Genomic DNA, 20,971 nt, shown 5'->3' with positions numbered 1-20,971 from the left:
GTGATGCACGAGCGCAATGCTCACAACTTCCCTCTCGATTTGGCTGCGCTTGATTCTGCTCCTGTGGCTATCAGTGCTCCTGCAATCAACGGTTAATTTTTGAATAAGACGCGATGCATCGCGTCTCTACAACTAAAGGCGCTCTCCAGAAATGGGGGGCGCTTTCTCTTAATTTCTTATTTTAAGTAAGCGCGATCGCCTATAAAATATTCAAGCATGCTTGCTCAGAATTGATCAGTAGACAAGGCATACGTAGTATTTCTCTGAAATTTACAGGAGAATTGTTTATTTGAGAGATCTTTATGCTCGCTGGACTTGAGATATAAAATTTATCTCATCCGAATTTATCTGCCATCAGTTATTATTGCTCATTATTGACCATAGATTTTGATGGCATTTTTGGTGATTCATGGCGGCTCAAATGTCTTTTTTGTCTTCAGATGTCTGTTTTTATTCTTGCTTGCCTTTTTTTTTCTCAGTAATTTCCGTTTGTGACACTTGGGGGTGCGGAAGGTGGGTTCAAAATAAAAATCACTCTGATTATAAAACAAAGACGCAAAAGCCCTTTCTGCGTCTCTGTCTTGGAAAGTGACGCTCCTGCGGACACTCGTTCCTCTCTACGAGACGCTGTGCTATCGCTATCGCTTCGCTTTTCTGCGAGACGCTGCGCGTAGCTTGCTTCCCTGTAGGCAGGGGTACGCTAACTGTTAGGAAGAAACCTCCGCACCGTGCGGTATCTTGCTACAGACTTTCCGCTGCGTTTGTGGGTGAAATCTTCTTCCTTACACCATCTCAGACGAAGCCTGCACCATTGGCTGAGGCTGCGGCTGGAACATGAACAACGAATACACCACATCTCGGCGAATGTTGACCATCATATCCAAGAACAATTCATACCCTTCACTCTTATACTCAATCAGCGGGTCTTTTTGACCATAGCCACGTAATCCCACCGATTCACGTAAGGCATCCATTTGTTGCAAGTGTTCTCGCCACAGAGTATCAATGCGTTGCAAAATAAAGAAACGTTCAGCTTGGCGCATGAGTCCTGGCTGAATTTGGTCAATTTGCGCTTCTTTGAGGTCGTAAGCAATTCGCACTTGTTCGTGGAGAAAGAATTTAATCTCACTAACAGACATATCCTCTAATTGACTAGCTTGCAAGTCCGCTAGCAAATAGACGAATTCTTTGACTTTCTCAACCAACTTTTCTAACTCCCACTCTTCCGAGGGTAAGTCTGGGTTGATGTAGTAGTCAACGATGTCATCCATCGTTTTTTCGGCGTACTTGATTACCTGTTCTTTCAAGTCTTGACCTTCTAACACCCGGCGGCGTTCGGCGTAGATGGCGCGACGTTGGTTGTTCATTACCTCGTCGTACTCAAATACTTGCTTACGGATATCGTAGTAGTAGGTTTCGACTTTTTTCTGAGCGCCTTCCAAACTGCGGGTGAGCATCCCAGACTCGATGGGCATATCTTCTTCAACTTGGAAAGCATTCATTAATCCAGCAACGCGATCGCCACCAAAAATCCGCAGCAAGTTATCCTCTAAACTGAGGAAGAATCTCGTTGTTCCAGGGTCGCCTTGTCGTCCTGCACGCCCACGCAACTGATTGTCAATGCGTCGTGATTCGTGGCGTTCTGTACCAATGACGTGCAAACCGCCTATTTCCACTACTTCGTTATGTTCGCGGGTAGTAAATTGTTCGTATTCCTGCTTAACGCGGTTATAAGCTTCCCGCAATTTTTTGATTACAGGGTCGTCGATGGGAGCTTTTTCTGCTGCCACAGCTACCTTGTCTTCTGCTTCTAGTTCGGGTAAGCTGCGTTCACCATACTCACGCACCGCAATTTCTACTGCTTCTTTTAATAACTGTTCTGTCTCTTTTGTCAACTGGGTGGGGAAAATCTCTGGAGAAGCTCGCCAAGTTTTGACTTTTTTACCAGGGACAAAGCCTTGACCACCACTACTTGCACTTGGCAGACCACCAGCTTTTTGAACACTAAACACATCTTCATCTTCTGGCTGGACAATCCGTGGCATAAAGTATTCCCGCAGCTTCAGACGTGCCATGTATTCGGAGTTACCACCCAGAATAATGTCTGTACCTCTACCAGCCATATTAGTAGCAATAGTCACAGCACCTTTGCGTCCTGCCTGTGCTACAATCTCCGCTTCACGTTCAACGTTTTCTGGTCTAGCGTTGAGTAGTTCGTGGGGAATTTCCAGTTGTTTGAGGAGTCGGCTGAGATACTCAGATTTTTCTACACTAGTGGTTCCTACTAATACGGGTCTACCGATTTCGTGCATTTCGGCACATTCTTTTGCGATCGCTCCCCACTTACCTGGTTCGGTCTTAAAGACCATATCAGACAAATCTTCGCGTCGTCTATCACGGTTGGTAGGAATTACTGCAACTTCTAGTTTGTAAATTTTTTCAAACTCAGGTTCTTCCGTCTTTGCTGTTCCCGTCATTCCACCCAGTTTTGGATACAGCAAAAACAGATTTTGATAGGTAATTGTCGCCAGAGTTTGAGTTTCTGGCTGAATTTCTACATGTTCTTGGGCTTCAATCGCTTGGTGCAATCCATCACTCCAACGGCGTCCGGGAAGCACCCGACCAGTAAATTCATCTACAATTACCACTTCCCCGTTGCGGACGATATAGTTTACGTCCTTCAAGAACAGTTCTTTGGCTTTAATCGCATTAAAAACGAAGTGTGCCCAAGGATCTTCCGGGTCAAATAAATCTGTGACTCCCAAAAGATTTTCGGCTTCTGCAAAGCCTTCATCTGTCAATAGCACGTTACGAGCTTTTTCATCTACCTCGTAATGCTCGTCTTTTTTGAGAGTCAATGCTATTTCAGCAGCTTGCAGGTATTTTTCTGTAGGTCTTTCTACTTGTCCAGAAATAATCAGCGGTGTCCGCGCCTCATCAATTAAAATCGAGTCTACCTCGTCAATTACGCAGTAATTGAATGGGCGCTGTACCACATCTGCCATTGATGTCGCCATGTTATCCCGCAAGTAGTCAAAGCCTACCTCGCTGTTGGTAACATAAGTGATGTCACACTCATAGTTTCTTTGGCGTTCACTGGGAGTCATGCTTGCTTGGATTAGCCCCACACTCAACCCCAAGAACCGATGCACCTGTCCCATCCATTCCGCGTCTCGACGAGCTAGGTAATCGTTGACGGTAACGACATGTACACCTTTACCAGTAAGGGCATTCAAATAACTTGGTAAGGTAGCAACCAGCGTTTTACCTTCGCCGGTTTTCATTTCGGCAATTTGCCCTATATGCAGAATTACACCACCTAAGAGTTGGACATCAAAGTGTCGCAAGCCTAAGACTCGGCGTCCTGCTTCCCGGACGACAGCATAAGCTTCTGGCAAAATGTCATCCAGAGCTTCACCTTTAGCAAGCCGACCTTTAAACTCTGTGGTTTTACCTTTTAATTCATCATCAGAAAGAGTTTTAATTTCTTCCTCTAAAAGGTTAATTTCAGTAATGTAAGGTTGGTATTTTTTAAGCTTACGAGCGTTGGGATCGCCCAACAATATTTTTAGCATGGCAGATTATGGAACTGAATCAAGGGGGATAGGGATTAAATGAGTGGTATTGATTATAAACGTTTAACCCAGCTTAGCCGTCTTATTCGTGAATGGGTGTCAAATGAGAATTAACTCCAAAATAGGAGAAAAACTTGCTAATCAGTTTACTAAATGATGGGTTTTAACTCTTATCTTATATTTAGACTTCCTTCATAGTATCATTTTGCCCCCATCTCAGGACACGGAAGGCTACCCATGAAAGGTAGCGATCGCCGGAGTGGAGAAGTAGGGGATCATGGAAGGTAGAGTATGCTTCCCCTGTTTCTATCCCCCCTCTTCAATGCGGCGGAAATTGAACTCACTAGCGCTGGGATGACAGCTAACACAGCTGCCAATTTGGACAGGACGTGGTAAGTTGACTTTTGGATGCAAAGCTTTGAAATAACGTGAGTTGTTGACGCGGTAGGGTGTTTCTTCGTCTTTTAGCTGGGGACGAGAAAAAGTCGAAAGATATTTCCACACCAAAATACGTGGCGGATCGACTAAAGGCTGTAGTTGTGCGCCGTAGTGCTGCGAGTCTTGCAGGAGATTTTTCCAAGTTTGGGTGGGTAAGACTGCTGGCGGTAAGGGGATATGACAAGTAGAGCAGTTTTCCACATACAATTGTTGCCCTAATTGGTACTGTGTAGGCACTATGTCAACAGTGCCAACTTCGGAGGTAGGAGTAGCGCTGTAGGCGCTAGTTACCGAAGACAGGAGCCAACCCATAGCGAGACTCCAAGCCAAAACGACTAAAATTAAACCGAAAGGCTGGCGTTTGAGCTTGCGATCGCGGATTTTGCGCTTAACAAAAATTGACATTCCTCACATTCCCAGATATTTAGAAGTGGCGCTTGTGCTAATCATAGGGCTTACGCAGTATTGGCAGCGTTTCAAATTTTGCGTAAGTAGTTTTGGCAAGCAATGCATCTGTGACATGCATAACAGTAATATAAATATCTATTCAGCGCACCACCGAACTATGCAAGAAAAAATTTTATAGCAGTTTTAATCTGAATCACTAGAAAAATCAGCTAGAATATCTCGGATTTCATTTGTACCAATATTTTATCAGTCAGATTTTAAATAAATCGTTAATAGTAAAATCCTGTAGGTGACCGACATTCCTTGATGGTACAGAGCAAGCAGATTTATCTGTGGGAGCAATCCAAAATCCGTCTTGAAAAGTTTGCTACGGAGGGAAACCCTCCTTACAACTTTTCGCAAAATCTAAAATCTAAAATTGAATGACTTAACTGATCCTTTTTTGTCATTCCCCGTATTAAGTAAGTAGTAAATAAGTTAAACTACTCAGAAGGATAAAAGGGTTTAAATTGATTGATTGCACTAATTAAACAAAGAGGGATACCTACAGCAACCCTTTAAGATGTACGCGCAAAATCTCCTGAATCATCTGGTGTACAGTTTCTCTACTTAAACTGCCATCTACGCGCACAATCCGCGAAGGGTTGGATGCTGCTAAGTCTGCATATCCTTGCTGGACACGTCGATGAAAAGCGATTGTCTCCTGTTCGATGCGGTCTAGTTTTGTTTCGCCTTTGCGTTTACGAGACAGTCCCACTTCTACATCAATATCTAGCCAGATAGTTAGGTCACTTTCTAAGCCAGCAGTGGCAATATCATTCAATTGATGAATTAACTTGAAGCTAAGACCTCGACCATAACCTTGATAGGCAATGGTAGAGTCGGTGTAGCGATCGCACAAAATATATTTCCCTGCTGCTAAACTTGGCTTAAGCTCTTGTTCTATGTGTTGCGCTCTGTCAGCAGCATACAACAAAAGTTCTGTCACTTCGGCTACTGGCTTGTTCTCAGACTTTTCTAGCAACAGATTGCGGAGATATAAACCTAACTCTGTTCCCCCTGGTTCACGAGTGAGAATCACAGAAATACCCAGACTTTCCAACCACTTACTACAAAGTTGCATTTGGCTAGTTTTGCCGCAACCTTCCACCCCTTCAAATACAATTAATTTGCCACCCATGCTGTTTTTAGTTCTTTGCAATTGACTTATTCACTGACGTTTTATTACGCTACCAGTTAAAAAGCACTCTTCGATGATGTAGGCGATCGCACTTGCTCGCATTCTTCAGGTAAACTGTAGGCGATCGCATAAGTCCATGGTGTCAACTTCAGCTCAAACACTCAATTTCCAGTAGTTTCAGATCCCCCAACCCCCTTCAAAAGGGGGCATTCGATTCTAATTCCCCCCTTAAAAAGGGGAGCCAGCGCGGTCTTCTCCCAACGCGAAGTAGCGTCTCGTAGAGAAGGGGAGACGCAATCATGCGATGGGGTCTCCCCAAGTGGAGCGACTGGCGTGGGTTAGGGGGGATCTCAAGTCTAGGTGGTACATCGAAAAACTTTGAAATGCTTATCAGACTGGGCTTTCACGTTAAGTTGACACCAATGGCATAAGTCAGCCACCTACCTAATCAGGTAGCATCATATTTTTAATTCTTTGAGTTGGAAATTTTCATCTAAAGAGGAATAAGAGTTAACTAGTATAAGCTGGCGTCAACTTCGCAAGGAAGTTGAGTATAACTGAAGCCACAGCATCCGGCGACTCAACCAACAAGCCATGACCTCCACGGTTGAGCACTACAATTTCAGCATTAGGGATACCTTGAGCAAGTTGCTCAGAAAACTTCATCGGAGTGAGAATATCCTGTTTACCAACCATAACTAAGGTAGGACAATGAATATGTTTGAGGCGCTCTGTTGTGTCATTGCCAAGGATAGCTCGGCTGTGATGATAAAGTGTACGAGTAGAAGGTGGGAAGGGATATTTGATTGCAAATTCGATTAGACCTTCTATCATTCCAGGAATCGAGTAAAATTCATCTGTAAATATCCAAGGGAACACGACTTTCTCATAAAGTTTCAGGTCTATATTGCTAGGAAGGTCGCCCCAAGTCTCAATAATGCTATTGAACCGTTCATCACCCTCTGCCCAAGATGATATTAGCATCAAACTTTTTATCTTTTGAGGGTGTGTCAACACTAGCTCTTGGGCAATCTGACCACCCATTGAATGAGCTACTAAATGCACCTTGTCAATACCGATGCGATCAAGTAATGCTGCAACATCACTTGCCATCTGCTTAATACTATAGGGATTGTCAGGTGCAGAACTTCGCCCCATACCTCGATTGTCTAGACGAATCACTTGATAGTGTGAAACCAGCGACGGCATTAGCAGCGACCAATAGGTATGATCGCAAAGGAAGCCAGCGATTAATAATAAAGGCTCACCCGCTCCCTTAATGTCGTAGAACAAATCAATCCCGTTAATTTGAACCTTTGGCATAATCAATAATTTTGCAAAAATTCGTGAACAACAAGATTCCCGACTTCTTTGAGAAGTCGGGAATCTTGAAAACATGTGCTAGATATAGTTGCATAAATTTTCAACGCACCTGCGATAAGTCTACAAAAGAAGATTAATGTGGAATAAACTTATGGTCAAGCCCAATCAAGAACAAAAATACAGCTTTATTTACCCACGCAGTCGGTATTATGGTGAATTTAAGCCGGAGAACTTAATATTTAATGCCAACCTTCAGGAATTTGCTCAAAAAGTTGGTTATGTTGCGAACTTAGAAACCGGCGGTAAACTTTCTCCTGAAGATGCTTACAAATATATCCAGACGCTCTGGAAAGAGTTAAAACACAGTAAACAGGAACTAAGAATTGGCCTAAAACAGGATAATTCATAATTCATAATTCGTAATTCGTAATTCGTAATTCGTAATTCGTAATGGGCTACGCCCCGCTGCGCTAACGTAATTCGTAATGGGCTAACGCTCCGGTTCTTTATAAAAGGCTGCGCGTAGCTTGCTTCTGTTTGACAAGCCAGAAGGAGAGCAAGGCAAGTGAGACACCAGCCACAATAAAACAGGGAACGTAGCCGAAATTATCCACAATCCTGCCAAAAGCTGCTGCACCGATTCCCTGTCCGATAAACAGGTTAAAGACGAATAGCGAGACAGCAGTGCCTCTGGATTCAGGTGTTAATTCAGTGGCTTGGGTCTGGAGAGTGCTATGCATCATATAAAAGCCTAATCCTGTTAACATACTCAAGGGGATAAACAGCACCCAGTTTTGAAAAAGTGCGATCGCTAAGAAGCCAATGCACATTAAGCTGCCGCCAACCCCAATTAGCCCAATCTCACCCAGTCGCAGCACCAACCACTTCACGGAGCGACTGTAAATTAATCCACCCAATCCAAAACCACTGAGCATAAACCCGATCACTACATAGGATAGATTATATTGCTCTCTCAAAAATGCACCAACGTAAGCAAATCCCCCAAACACACAAAAGCCTTCAATAAATACTCCCAAAATCACGGTACGCGCAACAGGTTGAGTCATGAGTTGGTAATAAGGCCGGAATGTTATCACTATCCGACCTTGGGAACGATTTCCATCACTGAGGTGGCGCGTTCCGCGCCACAGAAATCCAGCGATACCAAGAGAGACGATGCCAAATAACAGAAAGATGTCACGCCAGCCGATATATTCCCCAAAAATGCCTCCCAAACTACCGCCCAGAATTTGACCAAGCACCAGCGCACTCAAATATCGTCCGATAGCCGTTTGGCGTTCTTCGTAAGGGAAATTGTCGCCAATATAAGCAAGTGTGATGGGGATGATCCCAGCAGCAGCCATCCCCGTCAAAAACCGCAGCAAGGTAAGTAAAACGATATTTGAGACAAAGGCACAAATAGCTGTGCCAATAGCAAACGCTATGAGTGCTGCTGTAATTACCTTAAGTTTGCCGATGCGATCGCCAAGTGGGCCATAGACTAATTGAAATAGTCCATAGGGAATCGTATAGGCCGAGATAATCACCGCAGCACTACCAACACCAACGTTAAACTCGTCAGCAATGATGTGCAACAGGGGGTCAATCACACGCGCATCAGCAATTACTATAAAGGCAGCAGCGCCCAACAGTCCTAATGAGACAGGTGTTTTGCCTACTTTATCTGTAACTGACCTACCCACTTAGTTCTCCTATTTTTTTCGTGAAATAGTCAAGAGGTGGGAAGAGGGGAGCAGCAGGGAGCAGAGGAGTGGAGTTTTTATACTTGTCCACGAAGCTCAGAGATTCATTAATGGAGTTCCAAGGTTCATTCACAAAGCTCAGAGGTTCATTCACAAAGCTCAAAGGTTCATTCACGAAGTTCCAAGGTTCATTCACAAAGCTCAGAGGTTCATTCACAAAGCTCAAAGGTTCATTCACGAAGTTCCAAGGTTCATTAATGAAGCTCAGAGGTTCATTCACGAAGTTCAAAGGTTCATTCACAAAGCTCAAAGGTTCATTCACAAAGCTCAAAGGTTCATTCACCAGTATCAAAGACTTATTGTTGCATTTCAAAATATATTTCCCCTGCCCCTCCGCCTCCTTTTCTGCCCAGAATGCTCAACGCTGAACTGTATTTACTGACTGGTTAAATAACAAATCCCGTGATTTTTCAATATCCAACGCCTGATTTTTGAAAGCTTCTGCCTTTTCATAAGCGCGAATTGTTGCTGGACGCGCCTTAATTGTCTCAAACCAGCGCTTCAGGTTGGAAAAATCTTCTAGCTTCTGGCTTTGGGTTTCATAAGGCACAATCCAGGGGTAAGCGGCAATATCGGCGATGGAATAATCACCAGCCACAAACTCTCTATCTGCTAGGCGTTTATTTAGGACTGCATATAAGCGTCCCGTCTCCTTCACATAGCGGTTAATAGCATAGTCAATCTTTTCGGGAGCATACTTACTAAAGTGATGGTTTTGTCCCGCCATTGGCCCTAAACCCCCCATTTGCCAGAATAACCACTCTAGGGTTGCAACGCGATCGCGCAAATCTTGAGAAATCAATTTCCCGGTTTTTTCTGCCAAATACAGCAAGATTGCACCAGACTCAAAAACAGAAATCGGCGCACCTCCGGTTGCTGGTTCATGGTCAACAATAGCCGGGATGCGATTGTTGGGAGAAATCTCAAGAAATTCCGGTTTAAATTGATCCCCAGCGCCAATATTCACAGGAATAATGGTGTAGGGTAAGCCAACTTCTTCCAGGAACATCGTGATTTTATGACCGTTTGGAGTTGTCCAATAGTAAAGCTCAATCATGGGTTATTTCCTATTATGTTTGATTCAGTATTAGCACGGATAGTCGAGTTGAATTATAACGTCTCTGCTTGTGATGTTTCTTTGCTCAGCAGCGAACATGAATGAAAAAACTACGGTAAATTGTGACTTAAAGAGCAATCTAATTTAGATGTAAGTCAAAACATCAACCTGCATGAGTAGTAATTATGACTTTGGTAATTTTGTGATCGCCACCTAAACTCGATGAAGAACCTGAAGAATCAGCGTTGGATATTTTACATAGTTCTACATCTAGAATTTCTCGACCCACGGACGTAGTTCAATTTCCCATGTCCAAGCACTACGAGGTTGACGTAGAATGCTGAGATAAGTTTGAGCGATGTCTGTCTTGAAAAGTTCAGAGACGCTCGCGGACTCGCTACCGCTGCGCTAACGGCGGAAACCGCCGCTCCGAAGCCAGTTGCTTCTCTTACAAAGCTTAGATGCCTGCGGCAAGCCGCAAAGCGTCTACGGCGGGAACCGCCGCTCTAACTTTGCGCTTCCGACGCAAGGCGACACGCCACTCCCCTCAACGGGGGGAACCCCCGCACAGGGGTGGCTCAGGAACGCACTGGCTCGACTTTTCGCTACGACGGGCTACGCCTACGCATCGGGATCAAGGATGCTATCAAGATTGTCTACTGAGTCTTGAGGTTCGGCTGAACGGATTGCGCCACATGAATATTCTGAGGATTGGGGACTACAGAAAGAGGGAAAAGGTTAAAAGGATGATTTTTACCTTTCCCCAATGCTCCATGCCCTATGCCCTATGCCCCATAAGGATTACCTATTCTGTCTACAGAGACGTTGTAGGAAAATGGTAAACGACCGGGATTCAAGCGTGGTTCTGCTGCATAACCTACAGGAACTAAAACAGCGATCGCTAAATCTGGATTCTCAGTTGCACCAATGACTTCTTTAACTTTGTCTTCAATCCAGCCATTCATAAAGCAGGTTGACAATCCCAAACTTTCTGCTGCTAATACCAAATGGGTGGCTGCAATCATGGCATCTTTGATGGCATATTCCCGCCGCTTATCTCCCAGCGCTGCTTGGAATTGCGGAACGGCGGTTTGAAAATAGTTCACTGTACCTTCATTCCATGCTCCTGTTTGGAGTCCTCGCTCTAGGATTGGGGTCAAGTTTTTTTCGCCTGCTGTTGAATCAGCAGCAAAGACGAATGTAACAGGTGCTTGGATAATTTGCTGTTGATTCCAAGATGCTGCTGCTAGTGCTGCCTTTTGGGCTTCATCTTGGACGAGGATGATTTGCCAGTCTTGGATGTTATAACTGCTGGGTGCAGCTACGGTCAACTCTACTAGTTGCTTAAGCAGTTCTGGGGCAATGGGGTCTGTTTTAAAAGTTTTGATTGAACGACGCTTGAGTATAGCACTGGGTACATCCAGAGCTTGAGTTTGGGTGATAGGACTCATGATCTTCCCTTACGTAATTTATGACATTGCTGTAGCGCTTTTTATTATCGGACTTAATGCCCTGTAGGTGTAAAAAGTCGCCGAAAAGCAGATTACAGAGATTAATGATTGGCTACCTTGCTAGCAACCGACCAAAATGGATAATCTGTATATCCCTTCTCAGTACCACCATAAAAGGTTGTCGGATCTGCTTGATTCAATGGTGCATTCAAAGCTAAGCGTCGGGGTAAATCTGGATTTGATATAAATAAAGTGCCAAAGGCAACTAAATCTGCTTCGCCTTTTGCCAATACAGCATTACCTCTTTCGCGGGTATAACCGCCATTGACGATGAGTGTACCTGTAAAGCGATCGCGTAGATGACTAGTTGGTACAATCGTCCCACCATGTCTAATGTCTGCGTCTGTAGCTTCAAAGATATGCAAATATGCCAAATCAAACCTGTTCAGCGCTTGAGCTGCATAACCAAAAGTTTCTAGGGGATTGGAGTCATGCATATCATTAAAGGTTCCACTAGGAGAAAGGCGCACCCCTACCCGGTTAGAATCCCACACACTAGTTACCGCTTCTGTTACCTCCAACAGGAATCGAGCGCGATTCTCAATAGAGCCGCCATATTTATCTGTGCGCTGATTAGTACCATCCCGAAGAAACTGGTCAATTAAATAACCATTAGCTGCATGAATTTCTACCCCATCAAACCCAGCTGCTAGTGCATTTGCAGCGCCCTGACGGTACTGTTCCACGATTCCCGGTATTTCCGAAGTTTCCAAAGCACGGGGAGTAACAAAGGGTTTGGGCCCTTCATAGGTTGATGCCTCACCTTTGGGAGCAATGGCAGATGGGGCCACTGGTAATGCTCCATCTGGTTGCAAGTCAGGGTGAGAAATCCTGCCTACATGCCATAGTTGCAGAAAAATTTTCCCTCCCTCCTGATGTACAGCATCAGTTACCAACCTCCAACCCGCGACTTGCTCAGGTGAATGAATTCCTGGTGTAAAAGGATACCCTTGCCCTTGAGGAGCAACCTGAGTTGCTTCCGCAATAATTAGTCCAGCTGAAGCGCGTTGGACATAGTAAGTGGCGTTAAGTTGGTGTGGAACATTTCCCTCACTTGCTCTGTTTCGCGTCAAGGGAGCCATAACTATCCGGTTGGATAGTTCCAAATTACCCAACTGATAAGGAGAAAATAAATTGATCTCAGTATTCATTAGTTGTATCTCCAAATGTGTCTAGAAAACTGGTAGGAGACAAGAGTCAAGAGTCAAGGGTCAATTGTAATTTTTCTTCCCCTGCTCCTCTGCCCCCTGCTCCCACTCAGCCCTATTATGAAATATGCTGTGCTAAGGTCTTATTTAAGGTGGTCTTTGGCACTGCCCCCACGACAGTATCGACTTGCCGACCACCCTTAAATACCATCAGTGTCGGTATGCTGCGAATCCCGTAGTGGCTAGCGACAGTAGGATTTTGATCTGTGTTCAGCTTCACAAATTTCACCTGTCCTTCGTATTCCGCAGCAACTTCATCGACTACTGGGCCCACCATCCGACAAGGGCCACACCAAGGTGCCCAAAAGTCCACTAAGACTGGAATCTCACTTTCTAGAACTTCTTGCTTGAACGTGGCTTCTGTGACATTTGTGATGGATGACATAAATCGTCCTTCTGCTTTAATTCTATAATTCGATAATATCGAATAAGAAAAATATATGCCACTGTAAGAGATAATGCAACTATGAAATTCTTATATCACCCAGATAGAAAAAACATATCTTTACCAGGAGTGCTGTACGCATTGGGCGATCCAGTGCGGCTAGAGATTGTGCGGCTGCTGGCCACTGAGGGGGAACAGTGCTGTGCTGGATTCGATTTTGCGATCGCTAAATCAACTATGTCCAATCACTTTAAGATTTTGCGGGAGTCGGGGATAGTCTTGACACGCAAAGAAGGAACGCAGCACATCAACAGGCTGCGGCATGAAGATTTAGAAGCGCTGTTTCCAGGGTTATTAAATGCGGTGTTGCAATCGGCTCAACCGTTACCTATTTGCTCAGCAGCTAAACAAAGAGCATCACAGATCTAAGCGCATCTCATTGCTTTGTGAGAAACCAAGGGTTTTGTAAACAGGTTTGCCCGATGGTGAGGTGTGCAAGATAGCCCGTGTATAGCCAAGTGCTTTTAGATAAACAATAGTCATGTTCGTGAATTGCTTGGCGATACCTTGGTAGATGAGTGTCGTAAAATACAAAAAAAATGTATTTTCTACCTTAGGGTAGATGAAAAAATTATTTTCTTTAAAAGAGTAAATTATGGATGATTTTCAGCAATGCAATTTTCAGAGAAAATCAGGTAAGCATTAGTTAGCCAAAACCTGTTGCTTGATGAATTTACGACAAATCTAGTTTCGCTACTTGAGGTACAATCAGCTACTTGCCCGAAAGGAGAATGAGATGTTAAGACGCACAAATTGCTATCAGCAAAGATGAATCAAGTGTCTCCCGTATCAATTGCTCAGTTAACAGATACGCATCTGTTTGCTTTGGAAAAAGGCCAACTGCTAGGAATACCCACTACAGAGTCTTTGCAAGCAGTTATAGAGCGGTTAAAGAATCTACAACCTGAACTTGATTTACTACTGCTAACAGGAGATTTGTCTAGTGATGGTACACCTGAATCCTATGAAAATCTCCAAAACCTGCTGAGTCCACTACAAATACCAAGTTACTGGTTGCCAGGAAATCATGACTGTGCGATCGCAATGGATGATATTTTAAATCTGGGGATGGTTTCCCGGCGTAAGTCTTTTAAACGCGGCAGTTGGAATTTTATCTTACTCAACTCTTGTGTACCTGGGTGCGTGCATGGTCATCTTTCAGCTAAAATTCTGGATTGGCTGGATTCCGAGTTAAAAATGTTGGGTGAAAACCCGACTGTGGTAGCACTACACCATTCGCCTTTGCTGATAAATTCTCAATGGTTAGATGCAAGTACCCTAAAAAATTCAGAGGAACTTTTTGCTATCTTAGATAGCCACCCACAAGTCAAATTAGTTTTGTTCGGGCACATTCACCAAGAATTTCATCACCAGCGTTACGGCGTCCACTATCTGGGTACTCCCTCAACTTGCATTCAGTTTCAACCAGAAAGCTCAGCTTTTGCGATCGACCAAACACCACCTGGGTTTCGTTTATTGAAACTATATCCTAATGGTGATTGGAAAAGCTGGATTGAGCGAGTTCCTTATTCGTAATACTTCGGCTTCTTTCGGCTTCGCTCAAGACAAGTCGCTCAGTACAAGTTGGTAATTCGTAATTCGCTCTGGGGCTACGCCTCGGTGCTAAGACAGTAATTCTTTAGGAGTCAGGAGATAGGAGTTTTGAATAAACAACTTTCTTTAACTCATCACTCCTAACTCAGCACGAGCTAAACGCCCCGCTACCGCGCTTCAGCACTCATCACTCCTAATTCACTTTCACTTCATCAGCAAAATTGCCCCAACGGACAAAGTGAAATGGGCCGGCGATAGAACCCCAGAGATGCTCATCGCTTTCTATATCCCGTCCCCGATCAAGGCTGGAAAATTTCTCAGCGTCAATCTCAAATTCATTGTCGAGATAGGTGTTTTTGCCGTCGCGAACCACAATGCAGCCTTTACCAGGTTCAACTCTGCCTTTGAAGCTTGTGCCTGTCCACTCTACAATCATGTTACAGCCTGGCATTTTCTCCAGTTGGTCAACAGATAAGTCTTGAAGGCGTTCGGGGTTCCGAGACGCGCCGTAAAACTTTTGTTCTTCTTTAATTGTGTAGTGTTCGATGAGAATATGGTTTTCTGCCTTAATCAAATTCATTACCCGCATTCGGTAAGGTTGAGTGAGCATAAAATCATACGCTTGTTCGAGAAACAAGCTCACCCCTGAGAACAATTCTAAGGGTAGGGGACGAATACACACACGAATATGGGCATATAAAGGCGGATTTTCAAAAGCTTGTTCTTGATTGCTAAAATCAGCAGCCATCCAACGAGCTAAAGTAACAATATCCGTAGAATGAGTCATTAGAGATGATCAACCAGTTGCTTAAAAATTATCTGGGAGTATTGTAGAGCTGAGGAATGGGAACTGGGAACTAGGGGCTGGGAAATGGGGACTGGAGACTGGGGAGCAGGGGAGCAGAGGGGACAATAAGAAAACTATTAACTCTTGACTCTTGACAAATGACAAATAAAAATGACTCAAAGCAAGGTAAAGTATTCATGCTAAAGCGCTTAATTGTGATCGTTACTGCCGCTACATTCTTTAGCAGCTCCTTGACGCTGGCACAGAGTAAAAAGCCCAAGGAGCCTGATAAATTTCCTCCGAGTCCGCTAGAAATTACAACACCCGATCCACTGTTACCACCTTCGCGTGATAAACAGCCGTTAACTCAGGCCGAGATGCAAAAGTTGAAGGTGGCGCTGGATCAGTTAAATCAAGAAGCTGCGGCAAAACTGCAAGCAGGGGATAAGGTAGGAGCGTTTGAAATTTGGAATCGGGAATTGCGCTTGCGGCGGTTTTTAGGTGCATTAGCAGAAGTCCAAGCACTATCACGAGTAGGTGCGATCGCCTGGAATCAAAACGATCGCCAAGAATTACAATATATTACTCAGCGGTTACAAGCAATTCAAAAGCAGGCACAACCCAAAAAAACAGATTCTCAAAAAAATGTTGATGTAGAACTTTTGCGATCTCTAGGTGAAGCTTACCAAAATGTGCGCTTGCCTAAACTAGCCGTAGAAGTTTATGAGCAAGTTTTGGCAGTAGTGCGACAACAAAATCCAGCTGCATTAGTAGAAACTCTGAAGACGATTGGGGAAGTGAATTTGAGTTGGTTTGATTATCCCAAAGCTGCGACTACCTACGAGGAATTGTTAGGTTTGGCTACTTCTAAAGGCGATCGCCTGAATGAGTTAGCATACTTGAAACAACTAGCTTATATTTACGAGCAAGCAAAACAACCCCAGCAGGCAATCAATGTACAGAATAAGCTAGCTGAAATTTACGTAAATGAAAATAATCTGACTGAAATCCCAGAATTGAAGTTAGCGATCGCCTCAGAATATGAATCCTTAGCAAAGGAAAATCCCAGTTTATTGCAACAAGCTTTTCAAAACTATCAAGAAGCTTACACTACAGCTTGGCAATTGCAGCAGTACGTTCGTGCTGGTGAAGCTTTGCAAAAGTTAATCACACTGTACCGCTTTCAAGGGCAAACAGACGAGGCTTTGCAAGCTAGCCAAATTCTCGTGCAAATAGAGGAACGGGCTGTTAACTTTTACGGAATGATGCAAGCGTATGACCAAATTGGTCAATTGCATTTAGAACGCAAAGAATATCCTCAAGCACTAACAGCTTTTCAAAAAGGGTTAGAACTAGCGCAACAGATCAAACATCAAGAAACATACTTTACCGGGCAAATTGAAAAGCTGTCGAAAACAAATTTTTAATTGATACCATCTAGTATAAAGTTTGAGTAGCTCTAACTTTCAAATATGTTAGAAAAGAAAGATTCCAGTCGCCAATATTTGAAAATAAATACAACGTGGTATTTGATGATTTTAATACCAGAACAATACTTCAACTTGAATGAAAGTATAAAGTGGCTGATCAGGTTAAGTCTTGGGTAGAGCGAATCAAAGAGTTAGGGACTTATTTCTTAGAGTAGATATGAGCAAGAGACTTAGCAAATCTTGTAGTTTTTACAGTTAAGTCAAAGATTTATCACAGTCCAAAGTAATGCTGACAAAGAAGACTTGAGGCAAAATAAATAAAGTCCGCTTTCGCGGACTTCGGACATTGGATAAGGTTAAGTTGTCACCAAGAGCGTCTATCAAGATGGTAGACCTAATGTTTATTATTCATGACTAAACTTTAAAAATCAAGCTTTGACAATCAAGTATTAGGACTTAACTCCTTAATTTATGTCTTTTAAGAATGTTAGTTTAAAATAAAATTTACTGAGTTTATTTTACGTATATAGTTAAGCTAAAAGCCTTTGATAATATGAGTATGTGCAAAATGTTCAGTACTATGAATTATCTAAAAATTAGTAATTTATGTTACTAAATTGTCAGACATAACTAAAAGCTTTATGTCGTTTTTTTCAAATAAAAATATTTTTATTCTCTCTACTGCACCAAAACTTGCAGCACAAAAATTTAAGCGATCGCCAACTAAAAATAAAGTAATGTAATTTTGTATGTAGTGAGCGATTTATCGCTCTGTTTCAGTCCACTAAGCATGGAATTTAGCTCCTAGCCCGGATTATTTCCGGGCAGGATATGAAGCTAATTGAGAATGGTGCAAAATCTTAGTTGAATAAGACTCTCATACCGCCTCAACCTTCTTTGATGTTTCAACGATCTGGTAAAGTTTGTCTTCAAACTTTTGCATACATGCCGACCAATCAAATTCGAGTATAGAAGGACGAGCTTGCCGAGTCAAATCAGCTTTCAGGTCGGGATTTTCCAGAATTGCAATCACCTTTTGGGCGAAATCTGCCGGGTTGTTGGGTTCAGCCAAGAAGCCGTTGTGTCCAGGGAACACCTGCTCTGAAGTTGAGGGAGCAAGCGCAGCAACTACAGGGGTTCCAGACGCCAGCGCTTCGTTGTTTGTAGTGCAGAAGTTCTCGGTGACGGATGGATTAACAAATACATCCGCTCTAGCGAACCAACCTAAAAGTTCTGCGCCGTGGGATTCACCCCACATAGTAATTCCAGATTTAAACTTTTGAACACGCTCACGAATTTCGTCATCTTGGGGGCCGCTACCAACAATAACTAGATGGACATCAGGAATTTTAGCAGCGATGAGCGGATATGCATCTAGAAGTTGGCTGACATTCTTTTCCGCTGTGATGCGTCCAACAAACAACAGAGTTGGTCGATGGTCATTGGGAATCGGGTTGTAACAGATATTTCGCGGGTGAAATTTTTCGCAATCGATGCCTTGATAAGGAAGATATTCGGCACGTTGACATTTCATTTCCCTGTACTTAATCAACTGTTCTTGAGAAGAAAAGTAATTGAAATCGTAAGACTCAGTAAATTGCTTGATTAAAGCCGGAATAATTGGACGCACCAAGCTAAAAAACTGATCTCCCAAATAATATTTGATATATGCAACGATATCAGTATGGAAAAGCGATATTATTGGCGTGCCTGTTCGCCTTGCGTATTCAGTACCAACAGGGCGACCATAACCTTGCAACAAAAGTGAGTACAATCCTCTCATTTGTGCCGCTTCTTCAACCACTACAACATCAGGCTGAAAGTTCTCAAGTAACTTGGTATCACTCCAATGTCGATAATTCAACGGTTGGGGAAGAGATTTATAGAAAATTAGCGGCTTGGTGGGGAATGCATAAGCAGAAAAGTTGGGGAAGGGCTGTAGTTCATCCAGTCCTTGCATCGGACGTTTGCCAACTTTTTCGGGGTACTGGTCGTTGATTTGAGGGTGGACAAGTAAGACTTCATGTCCTTGTTGTAATAACCAGCGAACTCGTTGGTGTACTGCGACCGAAACCCCTGTTAAGAACGGCGCATATAATCCTGTAAACAGCGCAATCCGAAGAGGTGGTGTTTTCATGGTGCAAGATAATGTTTTTTAATTTGTCATTTGTCACTTGTCATTTGTCTTTATACCAATTCTTTAAATTAAGGCTAGAAATGATTTCCTTAAGAAACTACGAATTACAAATTGGTATTAGTTGGTTGTAGCGATAAACTAATCACCAATAACTAATGACTAATGACTAATGACCAATAACGTTAAAGAGAAACCTTACTATCAACAGGTTGATCCAACCATTGATAAGGGCGGTATTCAACTAGCCGGATATTCCAAGGCCCTTTGACTCGATAGCTGACACCGCGCCAGGTGACTGTTGATATCCACAGTGATGATACTAAGGCTAACCCATAAACCCACTGTGTGAGGGGAATCCCAATCAACATTTTGATGATTGTGACAGCTGATAATTCTGTCATCGGCTGATCATTTAAGCGAATTACTTGCTGTATACCACGCTCTACAATGAGCATTAGCAACAGTAATCCGATGGTATAGATGCTATAGCTTTGAAATAAAAGAGCCGCTGTTTCCCATTGTGTCTCTAACAACGACTCTAAAAATAACACTATGACTGTAGTAGGAAACAGGATGCTAGAAACCGCTTCACTAACTAAAGCTAACCATTGTGGGTGATAAAGTCGAGAACAAACCATCAGGCGCTTGAGATGATCTAGTAAGCTCGGTAAATCACTCTCTTCACGATTAACTATTAATAGAGAAGGCACAAATTTGACTTGTAAACCTTGTTTTTTCAAGGCTTTGTGAATCATGAGGTCTTCGCCTAAAGCTTGCGCCCATTTATCTAGTAGTCCTGTTTGGTGAAGCACTTCTGTTTTGACAGCCAAAGTCCCACCCCAAGGAATTTGGAAGAGGAACATTTGCACTACTGTAGATACGTTACCTATGTACCGTACTAAAGATCCCCAATGCTTACCTGTTGGCACATACCAACGATTGCCAGTTGTTGCTCCAACTTTGGCATCAGCTAGAGGACTAACTAATTCTCGCAGCCAATTGGGATGGACTATTGTATCGGCGTCTACTAAAGCAACCACTTTGTAAGAATCGTCTAACTCACGGACAGCTTGCACTAGAGAACTGCATTTGAGGCTACAATTGTTGCGTACAATTCTCAGAGGGCTAATTTGAACGTTAGTCGCTCCTTGCTCTGTGATGGTATTGCTGGCGATTTTCCAAGCAGGATCTTCGTGACTATCAACAATCAGCTTTAAATCATAGTTTGGGTAGTTTTGCTTGAGGAGCGATCGCAAACAGTTTGGTAAAAAAGGATCGGCTCCACGTAAGCAAAGAATCACTGCTGTTTTAGGTAACTGGTCATCTGGTAATAAGTTTTTTTGAGACAAGCGCAGATACCATATAAAGACAAGTGTTAAAAACACCTGAATAGCCAGCCAACCCAGCAAAGACTTAGACAGAAATATCGTCAAATCTTTCATTAAATTTTAGTCTCCGGCAGAATATCGGCTTATTTGTAGCGGCGGTTAATTGCCTGGGGAGTAGAGGGGAACTTGCAGTGAGTCTTTACCCCTCTACTTCTTCGCTGGCTGCTTAATTAGTAATAGGTTTTCTCCAACTACCAATTACTTTTCTACTTATGGATCAAGTGAATATTTCATGACAATGTTGAGTGTTGTATTTTTGCTCACTGCAACACTAGCATCACGAAACTTTGGTGTTCCTGTTTGAATTGAAACAGTGGGATTTTTGGAAATGCCAAAGCCTTCTTGGGGAATACCGAAAAAGTCTGTATTGAGTTTGCGATCGCCATTTTGATCGTCAACTACGGCGACAGCATAAGCCCCAGGTTTCAAGCCAGAGAACACTTTTTTGACAGAATTTCCGGTAATTTTAGCGCAGCCGCTTTGAACTTCGCTGGTATCACTCAGAGGAAAACCTCGCTCATTTGCGAAAACTCTAAAACAAATCTCACCTTTTTGGTGACGGATGCCATTTACCGCAATAGTCAGTGTTGCAGTCTGCTCAGCATTTACGGTTTCAGCCAGGCTGAGGCTCATTAAAGTAGCAAGCAAAAAATGATGGAAGCAAGATATTTTCAGCATAATATGGTGATGGAAAAAAGTTATTTTTGGTTTTAGATTGGCATTTAGCAAAAGCTGCGTATGCAAGCTTTTATTCTTAGCGCTATTAG

The 20,971-nt window shown here is 43.2% G+C and carries 19 protein-coding genes and 1 pseudogene; 5 read left to right on the top strand and 15 right to left on the bottom strand.

All coding sequences use genetic code 11. The annotated features are described in order from the left end of the window. Positions 1-96: pseudogene (locus HCR01_RS24630) on the top strand (photosystem II protein D1); the annotation flags it as partial. 686 nt (positions 97-782) lie between these two features. Here HCR01_RS24630 and secA read toward each other — a convergent pair. The 4 genes from secA to HCR01_RS24610 all read right to left on the bottom strand — a co-directional run bounded on the left by secA (position 783) and on the right by HCR01_RS24610 (position 6,924). Next, the gene (secA, locus tag HCR01_RS24625) at positions 783-3,575 is read right to left on the bottom strand and encodes a preprotein translocase subunit SecA (protein ID WP_193198711.1); all 2,793 of its coding nucleotides are present in this window, start codon (positions 3,573-3,575) and stop codon (positions 783-785) included. 306 nt (positions 3,576-3,881) lie between these two features. After that, positions 3,882-4,418 (bottom strand): cytochrome C, encoded by a 537-nt coding sequence (locus HCR01_RS24620; RefSeq protein ID WP_193198710.1) that lies wholly within the window; start codon positions 4,416-4,418, stop codon positions 3,882-3,884. 547 nt (positions 4,419-4,965) lie between these two features. Beyond that, the gene (tmk, locus tag HCR01_RS24615) at positions 4,966-5,601 is read right to left on the bottom strand and encodes a dTMP kinase (protein WP_193198709.1); all 636 of its coding nucleotides are present in this window, start codon (positions 5,599-5,601) and stop codon (positions 4,966-4,968) included. A gap of 510 nt (positions 5,602-6,111) precedes the next feature. Then, the gene (locus HCR01_RS24610) at positions 6,112-6,924 is read right to left on the bottom strand and encodes an alpha/beta fold hydrolase (protein ID WP_193198708.1); all 813 of its coding nucleotides are present in this window, start codon (positions 6,922-6,924) and stop codon (positions 6,112-6,114) included. A 151-nt stretch (positions 6,925-7,075) separates the two neighbouring features. Here HCR01_RS24610 and HCR01_RS24605 point away from each other — a divergent pair, with 151 nt between their 5' ends. Further along, complete coding sequence (locus tag HCR01_RS24605; RefSeq protein ID WP_193198707.1) at positions 7,076-7,333, top strand: hypothetical protein; 258 nt, start codon at positions 7,076-7,078, stop codon at positions 7,331-7,333. A 97-nt stretch (positions 7,334-7,430) separates the two neighbouring features. On the opposite strand, the gene HCR01_RS24600 is transcribed toward HCR01_RS24605, so the two are convergent. The 7 genes from HCR01_RS24600 to trxA form a co-directional block, all read right to left on the bottom strand. Further along, positions 7,431-8,627, bottom strand: a complete 1,197-nt coding sequence (locus HCR01_RS24600; protein WP_193198706.1) for an MFS transporter — start codon at positions 8,625-8,627, stop codon at positions 7,431-7,433. Next, positions 8,620-9,000, bottom strand: coding sequence for a hypothetical protein (locus HCR01_RS24595; RefSeq protein ID WP_193198705.1), 381 nt, complete (start codon positions 8,998-9,000; stop codon positions 8,620-8,622). Before HCR01_RS24595 ends, HCR01_RS24600 begins: the two co-directional genes overlap by 8 nt. 45 nt (positions 9,001-9,045) lie before the next feature. Further along, entirely contained in the window at positions 9,046-9,744 is a 699-nt protein-coding gene (locus tag HCR01_RS24590; RefSeq protein WP_193198704.1) for a glutathione binding-like protein, read from the bottom strand. Positions 9,745-9,907: 163 nt separating this feature from the next. Then, the gene (locus HCR01_RS40125) at positions 9,908-10,033 is read right to left on the bottom strand and encodes a hypothetical protein (protein WP_264299939.1); all 126 of its coding nucleotides are present in this window, start codon (positions 10,031-10,033) and stop codon (positions 9,908-9,910) included. A gap of 496 nt (positions 10,034-10,529) precedes the next feature. Continuing rightward, on the bottom strand, positions 10,530-11,195 hold the full coding sequence (locus HCR01_RS24585) for a nitroreductase family protein (RefSeq protein ID WP_193198703.1): 666 nt from the start codon (positions 11,193-11,195) through the stop codon (positions 10,530-10,532). A 101-nt stretch (positions 11,196-11,296) separates the two neighbouring features. Further along, positions 11,297-12,406, bottom strand: coding sequence for an alkene reductase (locus tag HCR01_RS24580; protein WP_193198702.1), 1,110 nt, complete (start codon positions 12,404-12,406; stop codon positions 11,297-11,299). Between the two features lie 115 nt (positions 12,407-12,521). Next, positions 12,522-12,848 (bottom strand): thioredoxin, encoded by a 327-nt coding sequence (trxA, locus tag HCR01_RS24575; RefSeq protein WP_162394459.1) that lies wholly within the window; start codon positions 12,846-12,848, stop codon positions 12,522-12,524. Between the two features lie 81 nt (positions 12,849-12,929). Here trxA and HCR01_RS24570 point away from each other — a divergent pair, with 81 nt between their 5' ends. After that, on the top strand, positions 12,930-13,277 hold the full coding sequence (locus HCR01_RS24570) for an ArsR/SmtB family transcription factor (protein ID WP_193198701.1): 348 nt from the start codon (positions 12,930-12,932) through the stop codon (positions 13,275-13,277). Positions 13,278-13,676: 399 nt separating this feature from the next. Next, positions 13,677-14,444, top strand: a complete 768-nt coding sequence (gene cpdA, locus HCR01_RS24565) for a 3',5'-cyclic-AMP phosphodiesterase (RefSeq protein WP_193198700.1) — start codon at positions 13,677-13,679, stop codon at positions 14,442-14,444. 211 nt (positions 14,445-14,655) lie between these two features. Here the strand turns inward: cpdA and HCR01_RS24560 are convergent, their stop codons facing one another. After that, complete coding sequence (locus tag HCR01_RS24560) at positions 14,656-15,249, bottom strand: chromophore lyase CpcT/CpeT (RefSeq protein WP_193198699.1); 594 nt, start codon at positions 15,247-15,249, stop codon at positions 14,656-14,658. A gap of 197 nt (positions 15,250-15,446) precedes the next feature. On the opposite strand from HCR01_RS24560, the gene HCR01_RS24555 reads away from it, so the two are divergent. Beyond that, on the top strand, positions 15,447-16,676 hold the full coding sequence (locus HCR01_RS24555) for a tetratricopeptide repeat protein (RefSeq protein ID WP_193198715.1): 1,230 nt from the start codon (positions 15,447-15,449) through the stop codon (positions 16,674-16,676). Between the two features lie 880 nt (positions 16,677-17,556). Here HCR01_RS24555 and HCR01_RS24550 read toward each other — a convergent pair. The 3 genes from HCR01_RS24550 to HCR01_RS24540 all read right to left on the bottom strand — a co-directional run bounded on the left by HCR01_RS24550 (position 17,557) and on the right by HCR01_RS24540 (position 20,882). After that, complete coding sequence (locus HCR01_RS24550; RefSeq protein ID WP_193198698.1) at positions 17,557-18,816, bottom strand: glycosyltransferase; 1,260 nt, start codon at positions 18,814-18,816, stop codon at positions 17,557-17,559. Between the two features lie 182 nt (positions 18,817-18,998). Continuing rightward, positions 18,999-20,258 (bottom strand): glycosyltransferase, encoded by a 1,260-nt coding sequence (locus HCR01_RS24545; protein ID WP_193198697.1) that lies wholly within the window; start codon positions 20,256-20,258, stop codon positions 18,999-19,001. 156 nt (positions 20,259-20,414) lie between these two features. After that, complete coding sequence (locus HCR01_RS24540) at positions 20,415-20,882, bottom strand: DUF2141 domain-containing protein (protein ID WP_193198696.1); 468 nt, start codon at positions 20,880-20,882, stop codon at positions 20,415-20,417. Positions 20,883-20,971 lie beyond the last annotated feature (89 nt).

The sequence above is a fragment of the Nostoc sp. MG11 genome, assembly GCF_014904695.1.
Lineage (GTDB): Bacteria > Cyanobacteriota > Cyanobacteriia > Cyanobacteriales > Nostocaceae > Komarekiella.
This window is presented reverse-complemented; position numbering and strand designations above follow the sequence as displayed.

Excerpts from the sequence above, each read along its gene's own strand:
- HCR01_RS24585 (WP_193198703.1), bottom strand. The coding sequence starts at position 11,195 with ATGAGTCCTATCACCCAAACTCAAGCTCTGGATGTACCCAGTGCTATA.
- HCR01_RS24610 (WP_193198708.1), bottom strand. The coding sequence starts at position 6,924 with ATGCCAAAGGTTCAAATTAACGGGATTGATTTGTTCTACGACATTAAG.
- secA (WP_193198711.1), bottom strand. The coding sequence starts at position 3,575 with ATGCTAAAAATATTGTTGGGCGATCCCAACGCTCGTAAGCTTAAAAAA.
- trxA (WP_162394459.1), bottom strand. The coding sequence starts at position 12,848 with ATGTCATCCATCACAAATGTCACAGAAGCCACGTTCAAGCAAGAAGTT.
- HCR01_RS24555 (WP_193198715.1), top strand. The coding sequence starts at position 15,447 with ATGCTAAAGCGCTTAATTGTGATCGTTACTGCCGCTACATTCTTTAGC.
- HCR01_RS24570 (WP_193198701.1), top strand. The coding sequence starts at position 12,930 with ATGAAATTCTTATATCACCCAGATAGAAAAAACATATCTTTACCAGGA.
- HCR01_RS24560 (WP_193198699.1), bottom strand. The coding sequence starts at position 15,249 with ATGACTCATTCTACGGATATTGTTACTTTAGCTCGTTGGATGGCTGCT.
- HCR01_RS24550 (WP_193198698.1), bottom strand. The coding sequence starts at position 18,816 with ATGAAAACACCACCTCTTCGGATTGCGCTGTTTACAGGATTATATGCG.
- tmk (WP_193198709.1), bottom strand. The coding sequence starts at position 5,601 with ATGGGTGGCAAATTAATTGTATTTGAAGGGGTGGAAGGTTGCGGCAAA.
- HCR01_RS24580 (WP_193198702.1), bottom strand. The coding sequence starts at position 12,406 with ATGAATACTGAGATCAATTTATTTTCTCCTTATCAGTTGGGTAATTTG.
- HCR01_RS24545 (WP_193198697.1), bottom strand. The coding sequence starts at position 20,258 with ATGAAAGATTTGACGATATTTCTGTCTAAGTCTTTGCTGGGTTGGCTG.
- HCR01_RS24590 (WP_193198704.1), bottom strand. The coding sequence starts at position 9,744 with ATGATTGAGCTTTACTATTGGACAACTCCAAACGGTCATAAAATCACG.
- HCR01_RS24620 (WP_193198710.1), bottom strand. The coding sequence starts at position 4,418 with ATGTCAATTTTTGTTAAGCGCAAAATCCGCGATCGCAAGCTCAAACGC.
- HCR01_RS24605 (WP_193198707.1), top strand. The coding sequence starts at position 7,076 with ATGGTCAAGCCCAATCAAGAACAAAAATACAGCTTTATTTACCCACGC.
- cpdA (WP_193198700.1), top strand. The coding sequence starts at position 13,677 with ATGAATCAAGTGTCTCCCGTATCAATTGCTCAGTTAACAGATACGCAT.
- HCR01_RS24540 (WP_193198696.1), bottom strand. The coding sequence starts at position 20,882 with ATGCTGAAAATATCTTGCTTCCATCATTTTTTGCTTGCTACTTTAATG.